Source organism: Nocardia sp. NPDC055002 (assembly GCF_053608825.1).
Genome location: NZ_JBSGWE010000003.1, coordinates 430,382 through 441,805, shown reverse-complemented (window position 1 = coordinate 441,805; position 11,424 = coordinate 430,382). Strand labels below are relative to the sequence as shown.

At 66.0% G+C, this 11,424-nt stretch carries 12 protein-coding genes and 3 pseudogenes; 5 read left to right on the top strand and 10 right to left on the bottom strand.

What is annotated here, in order from left to right; translation table 11 throughout:
* Positions 1 to 80: 80 nt before the first annotated feature.
* Positions 81 to 959 (bottom strand): NAD(P)-dependent oxidoreductase, encoded by an 879-nt coding sequence (locus ACWF99_RS14330; RefSeq protein ID WP_452536177.1) that lies wholly within the window; start codon positions 957 to 959, stop codon positions 81 to 83.
* Between the two features lie 49 nt (positions 960 to 1,008).
* On the opposite strand from ACWF99_RS14330, the gene ACWF99_RS14325 reads away from it, so the two are divergent.
* Entirely contained in the window at positions 1,009 to 1,410 is a 402-nt protein-coding gene (locus tag ACWF99_RS14325) for a MerR family transcriptional regulator (protein ID WP_378632214.1), read from the top strand.
* Between the two features lie 49 nt (positions 1,411 to 1,459).
* Here the strand turns inward: ACWF99_RS14325 and ACWF99_RS14320 are convergent.
* The 5 genes and pseudogenes from ACWF99_RS14320 to ACWF99_RS14300 all read right to left on the bottom strand — a co-directional run.
* Positions 1,460 to 1,842: pseudogene (locus ACWF99_RS14320) on the bottom strand (VOC family protein).
* A gap of 152 nt (positions 1,843 to 1,994) precedes the next feature.
* On the bottom strand, positions 1,995 to 2,483 hold the full coding sequence (locus ACWF99_RS14315) for an SMI1/KNR4 family protein (protein WP_452536174.1): 489 nt from the start codon (positions 2,481 to 2,483) through the stop codon (positions 1,995 to 1,997).
* Positions 2,484 to 2,503: 20 nt separating this feature from the next.
* The gene (locus tag ACWF99_RS14310; RefSeq protein ID WP_452536617.1) at positions 2,504 to 4,771 is read right to left on the bottom strand and encodes a toxin glutamine deamidase domain-containing protein; all 2,268 of its coding nucleotides are present in this window, start codon (positions 4,769 to 4,771) and stop codon (positions 2,504 to 2,506) included.
* A 368-nt stretch (positions 4,772 to 5,139) separates the two neighbouring features.
* The gene (locus ACWF99_RS14305) at positions 5,140 to 5,667 is read right to left on the bottom strand and encodes a hypothetical protein (protein ID WP_452536172.1); all 528 of its coding nucleotides are present in this window, start codon (positions 5,665 to 5,667) and stop codon (positions 5,140 to 5,142) included.
* 100 nt (positions 5,668 to 5,767) lie between these two features.
* A pseudogene (locus ACWF99_RS14300) lies at positions 5,768 to 6,319 on the bottom strand (toxin glutamine deamidase domain-containing protein); the annotation flags it as partial.
* On the opposite strand from ACWF99_RS14300, the gene ACWF99_RS14295 reads away from it, so the two are divergent.
* The 4 genes from ACWF99_RS14295 (at position 6,206) to ACWF99_RS14280 (ending at position 8,623) form a co-directional block, all read left to right on the top strand.
* Positions 6,206 to 6,631, top strand: coding sequence for a hypothetical protein (locus ACWF99_RS14295; RefSeq protein ID WP_452536170.1), 426 nt, complete (start codon positions 6,206 to 6,208; stop codon positions 6,629 to 6,631). The pseudogene ACWF99_RS14300 and the gene ACWF99_RS14295 overlap by 114 nt on opposite strands.
* Positions 6,632 to 6,842: 211 nt before the next feature.
* A complete protein-coding gene (locus ACWF99_RS14290; protein WP_452536168.1) occupies positions 6,843 to 7,298 on the top strand; it encodes a hypothetical protein in 456 nt (151 codons plus the stop codon).
* A gap of 327 nt (positions 7,299 to 7,625) precedes the next feature.
* The gene (locus ACWF99_RS14285) at positions 7,626 to 8,126 is read left to right on the top strand and encodes a hypothetical protein (protein WP_452536166.1); all 501 of its coding nucleotides are present in this window, start codon (positions 7,626 to 7,628) and stop codon (positions 8,124 to 8,126) included.
* Between the two features lie 92 nt (positions 8,127 to 8,218).
* Positions 8,219 to 8,623, top strand: a complete 405-nt coding sequence (locus ACWF99_RS14280) for a hypothetical protein (RefSeq protein WP_452536164.1) — start codon at positions 8,219 to 8,221, stop codon at positions 8,621 to 8,623.
* A 72-nt stretch (positions 8,624 to 8,695) separates the two neighbouring features.
* Here the strand turns inward: ACWF99_RS14280 and ACWF99_RS14275 are convergent.
* The 4 genes and pseudogenes from ACWF99_RS14275 to ACWF99_RS14260 form a co-directional block, all read right to left on the bottom strand.
* Positions 8,696 to 9,145 (bottom strand): annotated as a pseudogene (locus ACWF99_RS14275) (WXG100-like domain-containing protein); the annotation flags it as partial.
* Complete coding sequence (locus ACWF99_RS14270) at positions 9,145 to 9,465, bottom strand: hypothetical protein (RefSeq protein WP_378656646.1); 321 nt, start codon at positions 9,463 to 9,465, stop codon at positions 9,145 to 9,147. The pseudogene ACWF99_RS14275 and the gene ACWF99_RS14270, both read right to left, overlap by 1 nt.
* Complete coding sequence (locus ACWF99_RS14265) at positions 9,462 to 9,977, bottom strand: YbaB/EbfC family DNA-binding protein (protein ID WP_378632231.1); 516 nt, start codon at positions 9,975 to 9,977, stop codon at positions 9,462 to 9,464. The genes ACWF99_RS14270 and ACWF99_RS14265 overlap by 4 nt, the downstream gene beginning before the upstream one ends.
* A gap of 88 nt (positions 9,978 to 10,065) precedes the next feature.
* Positions 10,066 to 11,415, bottom strand: a complete 1,350-nt coding sequence (locus tag ACWF99_RS14260; protein ID WP_378632234.1) for a SagB family peptide dehydrogenase — start codon at positions 11,413 to 11,415, stop codon at positions 10,066 to 10,068.
* Positions 11,416 to 11,424 lie beyond the last annotated feature (9 nt).

Sequence of the window (11,424 nt, the reverse complement as noted above, 5' to 3'; positions counted from 1 at the left end):
GCGATGCCGGTGCTGCGTGGCCGCATCGTCGCTTCTGCACGCGGAGTCAGCCGGGCTGGCTCTCGCTCACACGGTGCGCGTCAGTCGGTGCGCGGCTTGGCGAACTCTTCGATCAGCACGGGATACTGTTCACCGCCGTGACCTGCGGCGATAGAGCGGTCTGCCATGGCCTTGAACAGCTTCGGGAGCTCGGCGTTGACGCCGAGCGCCTCGCACTCCTCGATCAGGTGCGCCATCGTTCGCGCGTCGGTCTCCAGGGCCGCCACCGTGGCGGGATAGGAACCGCTGTCGATCTGCTCGGCGTACCCGGGCAGCCAGGTGGCCACCCCGGCCGCCATCATCTGCGCGAACGGGGCGAACGTCGCGGCGTCGACACCGGCGGTTCGGAGCATGGCGGTGCCCTGGAGCCAGGCGTTGAGGACGCTCCACATCATGGTCAGACCCGCCACGTCGTACAGGGCCGCTAGGCCGTGGTCGGCGCCGAGATAGGTGACGGTGCCGAGTGCCTCGAGGGTTTTCCGGTGTGCGTCGAAGTCGGCCTGTGGACCGCTGTGCAGAACTACCGCGTCGGGAGTTCCGATCGCCTGCGGGATGGCCATGATCGCGCCGTCGAGGTAGCGGGCGCCGCGCTGTTCGAACCAGCGGGCCGTTTCGCGGGCCTGGGCGGAGTCGCCCGAGGTGAGGTTGAGCAGGGTCGTGCCGTCGACATCGCTCGCGGCGAACAGATCGCGCACGGCCGGGTAGTCGGTGACGCAGACGATCGTGATCGCGCTCGCCCGCAGGGCGGCACCGATGGTCGGCGCGAGTCGCGCACCCTCGGCCACCAGCCGGTCGGCCTTGGCGGGCGTCCGATTCCAGACGGTGGTGGGATGCCCGGCCGCGAGGAACGCGCCGGCGAGCGATCGACCCATGAGGCCGAGCCCGATGACAGTCACAGGTGTTTCGGTTGCGTTGTGCATGGCAGCATCATCAACGTTGATACCGGTATGAAGGTCAAGTGAGGTTGCGATGCGAATCGGCGAACTGAGTACCCGCACGGGCGTCAACGCCCACCAACTGCGCTACTACGAAGCCCAGGGCCTGATGGTCGCCGAACGCAGCCCGAACGGCTACCGCGAATACGACGACACCGCCCCGCTACGCGTGAAACAGATCCGCCACCTGCTCGGCGCCGGCCTGTCCTCCGAAGACATCGCCTACCTCCTACCCTGCGCGGAAGGCGAAACCCCCACCCTCCCCGCCTGCCCAGACCTGCTGTCCGCCATGCGAACCCGCCTCCACCGCCTCGACGACCAAATCGACCGCCTCACACAATCCCGCGACGCCCTGGCCGTCTACATCGCCGCCGCCGAACGCACCACCAGCGACACCTACCCACCCTTCGACGGATCCGACCCGATCCCCGCCTGAGCGATGGCCGTCGGCCGGAGCCGGTCGGTAGACCCGAACGCCGGGTGGCTCAGGCTGTCCCCACACGCCGCCGCAACAGACAGAATTCGTTGCCCTCGGGGTGTCGGCCAGCACGTGCCAGGTTTCGGCGCCGGTCTGTCCGATGTCGACCTTGCGGGCGCCCGCACCGAGCAGACGTTGAAGTTCTTCGTCCTGATCGCGGTCGGTCGCGTTCACATCGAGGTGCATCGGCAGTTTCCCCCGCCTGGGGTCGGTGCTCAGGCTGAACAACAGAGTGGGTTGCGGTCCGCCGAATTCGGTTCCCGGCGCGCCGATCTGGACGTCACCCTCGTCCCGGTCGAGGACGACATAGCCGAGCACTTCGCACCAGAAGCCCGCCAGCAGTTCCGGGTCGGCGCAATCGATGACGAGTTCGGTGATCTTGCAAGCCATGAACGCGACCCTACGCCCGCACCCGACCCCTCACGCCTGGTGAACACCAGCCTTGGGCCAGACCCCATCGGCCCGATGCCCCCGTATCGCCATCCCCGCCACCCGCACCCCCGGAAATCAACGCCTGGAGTTCGGCATCGATCCGGTTCACCTCAGTTGCCATGCATTCGATTTCTCAGCTCGATCGCGCGGGGGAGCTCCTCGGCGAGAATGTTGATCCAAGCGGTGAAACGGGTAGTGCTTTTTCGGAGAGGTCTGTCGCCGGTGTAGATCCAGAAGTACGGGTCAGGATCTTCCAGGTCCTCCTGGCGAAAAAAGTTGAACATGTAGCCCTGGTGGGTTTGGAAAATGAACGACTCGGCAAACGGTGTGAAATCTTCGTGGTAGTCGTCCTCGACAATTTCGCGGGCAATTTCCTTTCCTTCGAGCAGCCAGTCGTAGTCCCACTCGCCACCACGGTTGAGCCAGTATGGATCGCGGCCGCCGAATAACAAGAATTCCCTATAGGATTCGGGTATGTGCGATACGTGTTGAGCCTCCATCAGGGAATCAACCTCTTGCGGGGTGCATCCTTTGATGGCTTCGGGGGCGACGAGACCGGATTCCGTCAGCGGTCGGGCAATATCTTGTATGTACGTCATATTGTATTCCTTCGCGCGAGTTACAGTGTCGGTCTATCGCGACGCAGCGGGGGGTACGGGAGGACATAGTACACTTCTACTTCGATGTTCGGATACATCCTCTGAAATGCGCGAATTGTCGGATTGCATGATTGGCAGGGCTCTTGTTCGGAGAAAAGTCGGACGCGGCCCGATACCTGATTTTGATTGTTCTCATCCAGCGGGTACTGCTCGCTGAGCTGTGAATGGAGATGCTCGAGCAGGTTGTTTTCCGCATCATTCCTTCGAATCTCGTCCTCGCTGATATCGGGAACGATCGAATTGTTCTGCGAGGGGGGAGCTATCGGTGGAAGTTGCGTGCCGGCCGCTGCGTTCCTGGACACGTCGGCAGTGCCGCTGAATCCGGCGAATGTTCCGGTCTGCTCTCCGACCGTGAAATCCAGCGCACCGCCCATCGTCTTCCATCCGACGTTCGCGGCGCGCCTGGCCAGCCTTTGGAGCTCGACCAGATCGGACACCTCGGCTGCCGCGGCATCCACCATGCTGAACCTGGGCTCGCGTTCGAGGTCATCGTCTGAACGACCCGTGTCGGGGTCTCCCGCATCCGGTCGAAGAACACCGGTAGGGGTATCGTCGAGCCCTCGCTGATCCGATGCGGTCGGACTGACTAGTCCTCGATCGCCCCGTCCGTCGGCCAACTCTGTTGCCTGCGGTTGAGCCACTGGGCTTTCGAGATCACCAGTGAGTCCATGGGTCCGCGTCGATCCCTTTTCAGGGTTTGTTTGTTGAACGTCAGCTGGTACGTCTCGGTTTGTTCCGGCGGATTGATCAACGACGTCACGGTCACTTGGTAGGTGATCGTTTCGCTGTTCTCCGTCAGTCGATGGAACGCCGCCCGTCGGCGTTTGGGATAGATCTGACGCCCGTTCACCGGCTGACCGGTCTCGATCGCCTGGTCGTACGTCTCGCCGATCGTCCACGGGTGCAGGCTGGGGTGCACTGTCACTACCCCGGTCTGTTTGTCCAGGACGTAGCTCGTCTGGCCGAGTCCCTGGCCCGCTGCTTTCTGTTCCGGGCTCAGCTCCGGTCGGCACACCCACCCGTGGTTGAACTCGATCACCGAGAAGGTCTGGGTTGGAAACGCTTCCGCTAGGAATTCCCGCACTTGTTCCTTGGTGACCAGCGGTGGAACCGGCATTGGCTACTCCTTGGGTATCGACGGGCATCGACCAGAGTTCGACCGACCCGCTGGTCAGGTTGTGCGGTGGCGTGTCCGAGTATTCGGATGTCTGCGGATCCCACCACACCGGACCCGCAGCGCCGTGCGGATAGACGATGACGGTCGCGTGGGAACCGTCGATCGTGGGCGAACCGTCCGACTCGTACAGCAGTTCACCAGTCTTTTCGTCTCGCGCGTGCCAGGTGTTGACGACCAGCGCTGACGCTCCTGGACCCATGCTGCGAATCTGGTCGTGCAGCGCCTGGAACTGAGCCGAGACCGCAAGGTTGCTGTCACCGAGCTGCCACGAACCGCCCAACCAGGCGGTTGCTCGATCGATCCCGCTTTGCTCGCCTGACCGGGTGTCGAGGTTCCCGTCGGCGTCGAGGTCGGGCCAGCGCGGTGAACCGACTTCGGGCCTGCCGTTGAACGATGACAATGCGGCCAGAGATCCGTCGAGGCAGTTGTTGCTCCTGCCCTGAACGCTCGGCCCGCCATCGTTGATCAGGCGCCCGTAGTCGTTGGTCCGCGGGTCGGCGCCGACCAAGAACCGGTTGCCATCTCGCAGAGCATCTTCCACGTCGTGCTGGTACTCGGCGTGTTCGAGGCTGTCGAGCCGCTCGGGTCCCTCGACACGGGTATCCGGGAGACCGTCGAGAGCTGCCGGTGTATTGGCGCGAGCGATGCTGTTGCTCAAATCGCGGATGTCGTCCACATCCAGGTCGGTGCCGCCGGGAGGCAGTCCGAGCTGTTCTCGCAGCAGCTCGGTGAGGGTGTCGAGGTCGGCGTCGACAGGCGTGCTGTGGGGGTTGGACGGATCGAGATCGATGGTCATGTCCGCCGCTGCAGGGTCGCTGACCGGGACCAGGTCGACCATCATCCAGTCGCCGGACAGGAGTTGCTCGCCTCGGTTGAAGTGCAGGTCGACGGCGAGTTGGGCCTGCTCCAGGAGCGCTTGGACGACCGCCGGATCGAGGTTGCCGGTTACACGGACGCCGACTCGGAGCACCGACACCGGCGCCGCGAAAGCGGTGGTGAATCTGCCCCAGGTGAAGCTGCGTCCACCCTGTGGGTTGGCGACCTGGCGCACTCCTCCGTCAGGATGCTGGGAACGCAGGTTCTCGCGCGCTGCGCGTGACTGATTGGCGTTGTCTACTTGCTGTGGTGTCGGGGTTGATTGCGCCGGCGTAGACGACTGGTGAGCAGCGGGCGTTGTGCTGTTGACAGGTGCTGGTGAGGTACCCGGAGTCGTGGGTGGTGTGGTGGTCGACGGAGGCAGCGAAGTCGGGGTCTGGCCGGCGGGCTGGGGTCCCGGAGTCTGATTGACCGATGACTGTGACGTCGGCGCCGTGGTGCCGTCTGTCGCTTGGGGTGCGGTTCCTCGAGTAGTTGGCGCTCCATCGCTGGGTGAGGCTGGGGGTTCGGTCGCCGCAGGGGTGGAATCGCTCGGTGAATCGCCTACTGCTCGATCGTTCCCTCCGCGGGCCACGTCCCCGTGTTCCGGCTCTGCTCGTACGCCCATGACGTCGCTACTGCCGAGACTCGGTCCGTGGGCCGGTGGCGTATCGGATTCTTGGTGATCTCGACTTCCTGAGTCATTCCTGGATCGTCCGGGCTCTCCAAGAAGGTCAGGTGTACTCGGTACACGATCGTGTTCTGGTCCTCGAACCGACGAGTCAGGTGAATTCGGCGCTGTTTCGGATGGATCTGGTAGCCCTGGGGTGGCAGGCCCGCTTCCGTCGTCGCGTCGAATTCCTCCGCGATCACCGGCATCGCCATGCTCGAGTGCGCCGTGATCACCCCCGTATGTTTGTTGATCACGTAGTTCCCCAAGCCCATTCCCCTCTGGGCGTCCTCCTCCGGCGACAGCATCGGCTGACATACCCAGCCGTGCTTGCTCTCCAGGATGCTGTACTCCTGGCTCGGACCGAACACTTGGGCCAGCAAATGTCTGGCCTGTTCCCGGGTGGGTACTGGTTCCGCCATGGGGCGATCCTCCGTTTGCGTCGATGGGTATGCACTCCAACGCCGCTGAGTCGTTGGTCAGGTATGCCGGTGGAGCATCGAACGTTTGCCCGGACTGCGGATCCCACCACACCGGTCCTGTCGCTCCCGGCGGGAAGACGATCACTGTCGCGTGACCGCCGCGGAACACCGGTGAGCCGTCGTTGTTGTAGAGCTTGTTGCCGTTCTGATCGCGCGCATGCCACCTGGTCCCGACCATGGCCGCGGAACCAGGACCGAGTCCGGCGATGTAGTTGTGCAACGCCTGGTACTGGTCCGGAATCGGCATTCCAGAATATGACGCCCAGTTCGCGCCCAGGCAGGCTGCGGCACGACTGCGACCGTTCCATTCTCCTGACACGTTGTCCAGCTGCCCATTCGGCAATTGGTCGGGCCACCGGGGCGCGGACACGCGAGGGAGGCCGAAGAACGACGACAAGGCGGAGAGCGAGCAGTCGAGGCAGTTGTTGCCGCGGCCCGGGACAGTACGCCCGCCATCGTTGGTCAACTGTCCGTACGGATGGGTGCGTGGGTCCGCGCCTTGGATGAAGCCGTTGCCCGCGCGGAGCGAGTCTTCGATCCGAGTCTGGTGCAGGGGATCCTCGACGTCGGCGAGTTCGCGATGATCGATCACCCGGGAATCGGCGGGATCAGCGATTCTCGACGGTGTATTCGCGCGGGCGATGTCGTTGCTGATTTCGCGAAGATCGTTCGGGCTGAGGGATTGTCCGGTCGGCGCTGGGAACAGCCCCATGTGGTCACGGAGCGTGTTGGCGATGCCGGCAGGCCGACTGGGATCCAGGACCGTATCGGCGGCCGCGGCGTCGGTCGTGAACTCCACATCGACCAGGAAGCGGTCACCGCTGAGCAAGGGACTGCCGTTGTTGAAGGTCGCGTCAACGGTCGCCTGGATTGCCTCCATCGCCAGGCTCAGGTCGTTGGGTGACATCAAGTGGGCGTTGGGGATGTGGGCGCGGATTGTGGCGACGGCTACCCACCGGTTGCCGCCCAGGTGGAAGCGGCGGATTCGGTAGGCCGGTGGACGCTGGACGAACGGGCTCCGATTCGCGTCGACCGCGGTGGTACGTCCATCCTGAGATGGCACGCCGCGCAGCGACTCACGGAGTTCGCGAGCCTGACTCGTAGGTGGCTGGCTCGTGTTGTTCGGTGTGCTCGGGTTGCTCGTCGGTGTCGAGTTGTGCCCGAACGGGTGGTGGGTGTTCGGTGCGGTCGGCGGGGTGGGGTTGGTGCCGAGTTGCTGCTGGGTCGGCGAAGACGGCTGGTGTGGGAGCGGCGCGCTGGCGGCGTTCGGGGTGTTCGACGGCGTTGTAGTCGGTGGGGGCGTGGGTCGCGGGGTTCCGGTGGTTGCCGGGGGTGTTGTGGTCGATCGGGGCGATGACGGTGCTGACGGTGGGATTTGGCTGATCGGGGGCGTCGACGTGGACGTCGGTGTGGCAGTGGGTGGCGGGGTCGATGTGGTGGGTGTTGTTGTGGGGTTTGTGGTTTGGGGAGCTGTCGCGGTGGTGGCGGTCGCTGTCGATGTGTCTGTGGCGGACGGACGGGTGGTGTCGGCTGGGGTGTGGGCGGGGTTGTTCGGAGGGGTTGTCGGTTGAGAGGTTGTGGAGAGTGGCGAACCGGTAGTTGCGGCGGGGGTCGAAGTCGGTGATTGCTGTGGGGCCGACTCCTGTGTGGTGGGTGTCGATGTGGTCGGTTGTTGGGTGGTCGAATCCGGCGTGTTGGTGGGGGCTGGTGTCGTGGGTTGGGGATTCGCCGGTGATGTGGGGGTGGTGTCGGCTCGCGCGTTGTCGCTCGGAGTCGGGTTCTGTTGTCCGGTAGCGGTATTCGGGGCCGTATCGGTGGGGACGTTCGGCTGGGTCGAGGAATCCTGGTTCGGGAGGTCCAGCGAGGAGCCGGTGGGGTTGGGCGCTGGGGTGTCGCCTGTGGGCGATGTGTTCGTGGGGTTGTTCGAGGGCGAGGTGTCGCCGGTAGACGGTGTTTCGGTGGGGGCGTTGCTGTTCGGGGCCGATGGCGAATCGCCGGTCGGGGTTGTCGCGGTGGGGGTGTCGCTGCTCGGGTTCGATGGTGTGGTGTCGCCGGTCGGTGGGGTCGGGTCGGACCCGTTGCCGTTCGGGCTGGACGGTGTCGTGTCGCCGGGGGAGGGGGATCCGTTGGACGAGGGTGCGGTTTGCCCGGCGTCGGTGGATCCGTTGTTGTTCGGGCTCGACGGTGTGGAGTCGCCAGTAGGCGAAGTCTCGTTCGCGCCATTGCCGTTGGGGCTCGAAGGCGTGGATTCTCCCGAGGTGTTGGGCGAACCGTTTTGTGGGGTTGCGCCGTCCCCGGTGGGAGCGGTGGATGCTGGGTTCGTCGACCCGCCGGTGTCGCCGTTGTTCGGAGTCGCCGGCGCGTTCGGGCCGGTGTTGTCGGATGCGTTCGGGCTCTGATCACCGGACGGGGTATCGGTCCCCGCGGGCGTGGTGGAACCGGGAACGTCGGTGCCCAGATCGGGAACGGTGGGGGCCGTGCTGTTTCCACCGTGACTGCTGGATTCCAGCGCGCTCTGGACGCCACCCGCTCCAGCGCTGGTGAAGGTGTCGACGCCTACATCCAGCTTGAATTCCTGGCCGAGGAAGGCCGCACCGACTCCTGCGGTGGCGACCTGGGCGGAGAGGTCGGCGCCCAGTTCGGTGACGGTGCCGCCGACTACCTTGCCCGCGAGTTTGCCCGTGGTAGAGGACGCGACATCGCCGAGCGCGCCGGTGCCGCCGCCGAGCAGGCCGCCTGCCGCGCCGCCGACCGCGCCGCCGAAAGTGGCCAGGCCCAGATCGGTCCAGCCGAATTTGTCGGTGGAGCGGTCGCCCTTGGCTACCTGGATCAGCCGCGCGCCGAGATCGGTGCCGCCTTCCTCGAGTGCTTCGAACGCGGCGCCGCGCAGGGCTAACCGGGCGGCTGCCTTGGCGGCGCCGCGGGTGAGCATGCGGGCGATGAGCTGCTTGATCGCCACCCGCACCGCGACTTGAGCGGCCACCCGGGCGGCCACACCGGCGACGGCGCCGACACCTGTCCACGAGGTCGCGATCGCCGCACCGATCTCCACCGCGGCGATGACCATCGTCGCGATGATCACCAGTTTGGTGTGCTCGATATCGTTGGCGCCGTCTTCGAGTAGTTCGGCCTGTTTCGCACACCACTTGCGAACAGCGGTGAAGGTCGCTTCGTCGCCCGACAGCAGCTTGTCGCGGTAAGCGGTGATGGCGGTGTGGGTTTCGCCTTCGGATAGCGCCGTCAGGGCGGCGTTCAGCGCGAGGGCGGCGCTGTCGTCGACCGTGTCGAGGGTGTTGGCCATAGCGGTCCACCCGTCGGCGACCCGGCGCATCGCCGTTTCGTCACCTTCGGGCCAATCACCCGCGCCGAGAATGTATTTGGCTACCCAGGCGAGCTCGTCGGGGATCTCGATGCCCACTACAGCGACCCCGTGGCCTTGTCGATCTCACCGGCGCGCGTCGTGTCCTGGGTCTGTAGCGCTTCGGCGACCTTGACCATGTTCTCGCCGAGTTGGGTCATCACCGTCGCCAGGCCGGTCACCGCCTTCTGGCCGGGCTCGACGCCGGGGGTGTAGTTCTTGGCGAAGGACTGGCCGATCTCGTCGCTGCCCCAGCACTCACCCTCCGCCGCGATCACGGCCGCCAGCTTCTGGGCGCCGGTGGTGATCGTGTCGGCGACCGAGGTGAACGACGGCTGAGTGCCGCGCAGCGCTTGCGGGTCGGCTTTCAGCGAGCTCATCGGAGGTATCCGCGGTTGCGGAAGTATTCGCCTTCTTCGTCGTCGGTGTCATCGACGAGGCTGTGGGGTGAGTCGGTGACCGGTTCGGGGGCCGGTGGCGGGGGCGGGGTCAGCTGGGCGATGAGGTCTTTCATGCTGGGGGCGCCCGGGATCAGGTCGGGGAGGTCCGGCATATTCGCGCTCAGGTCCGACAAGGGCGCGAGGGCTTGCTGCTGGGTCTGAGCCGCTTGGGCGGCCACCTCGGCGATCGCCTCGGTGACCGATCGCCCGAGGGACGCCGGGGTCGACCGTTTGAAGGCGTCCGGCTCGAGGTGGACCTCCGAGATCCCCGCGATGGTCCCCGAGGCGCGGACCAGCCCGTCCGCTGACCAGGCGGTCACGAGCTGGGTGGCCTGGGACCGGGCGTCGAGCAGAGCCGACTTCTCAGCAGTGAAGGTATCCAGCATCGAATCGATCTGCGCACGCAAAGCGTTGTTCGACGCCTGTGTCGGCGCCGACCAGTCCTCGTTCATGAGACCCTCGATCTGTCGGAATGCACGTCATATGGTTGGACGCGCGAGACCCGTCGAGGGTTGCATGGTGTGACGCAGATCTCTACCGCTAGTGGGCCGGTGAGCCCACGATGATGCTGCCCACGTTGCACTCTTCGAGCTCGTCGAGGCCGGTGGCCGCGGCGAAAGCGGAGGTGTCGCTGAAGCCCTGGGCGACGACGCCGAGGTGCATGGCGGTGGCGGCCAGGTAGACGGTCTGCATGAGGACGCCGACGTGTTTGAGGATGTTGGCGTAGGCGACCTGTTCGTAGCTCCACATGACGCGGCCCGCACGGGCCGAAACCAGCAGCAGGACTTGCGGTTGCGCGCCGCCCGCCAGGGTCGCCGAGGTGGATTTGAGAAGCTTCTGGACGGCGGGGGCGTCGGCGGGCGCGACCGGGCGCAGGGCGTGGTCGGCCGAATCGTAGTGGTACATGCCGTTTTCCAGGCCCGCGACATTGCGCACCACGGGGTAGATCTCGAGTTCGTAGGCGCCGCCGCCGGAGGGGTAGGGGCGGGAGCCGTCCTCGCGGGTGCGGGCGGTGCGGAACAGCAATTCGCCCAGCTGCACCGAGGTGATGGGGGCGGCGTCGTCGAAGGCGCGGGTGGAGACCCGGTCTTCGATGGTGGCGGCCAGACTCGGATCGGACACGCGCAGCGACACCAGATCCGGCGCCGCCAAGGCGACCGGCTCGCCGTCGAACGACGCGCGGCGCAGGGGCAATTCGGGGAACTGGCCGTCGGCCCAGCGGGTGGGGCCGAAATCGTCCCAGGTCACCGTCCGGGCACCGAGGGTGCTGCGGCGGTGGAACCACAGGTCGGGGGTGTTCCAGGAGCGAGTGGTGAACTCGCGCTCTTCCTCGTCGCCGTCGACCAGGAAGCCGCACCACTGCAGATCGGCCATGAACTGGGTCTTCACGGTGGCGGGCACCGGTGAATCGGCGGCGAGGGGGCCGTCGAGCAGGGCGAGCAGGCGCGGGTCGTGGATGCGCAGGTCGCACCACGCCTGCGGGTGTTCGAGGACGAAGCCCTGGTTGTCGCGGTGCAGGACAGCGAATTTCGACAGAGTCGCCGACCAGGTGGGCAGGGCCACCGTGGGGCGCGGCGCGGGGTCGGCGAAGGGGCGGATGCTGTAGAGGTCGCGGCCGCCGTCGCGGACCGTCACCGAGAGCCAGCCGCCGTCGGTGAGCTTGCGCATCAGGGCGGTGATGTCGTCGCCGGCTGCCGCGGTCGCCATTTCCGCCGCGGTCGCCGGGCCCTGGTTCAGGGTTTTCAGCGCTTGCAGCGCCCCCGCGCCAAGACCGGTCAGCTTCTCGTTGCGCGGCGGGTTGAGCAGCACCGCGCCGACGGGAGTCGTCAGGCAGGTGACGCCCGCGCGCAGGGCGAATCGGGTCTGGGCGGGGTAAGCGGAGGCGAGCACGGTGAAATC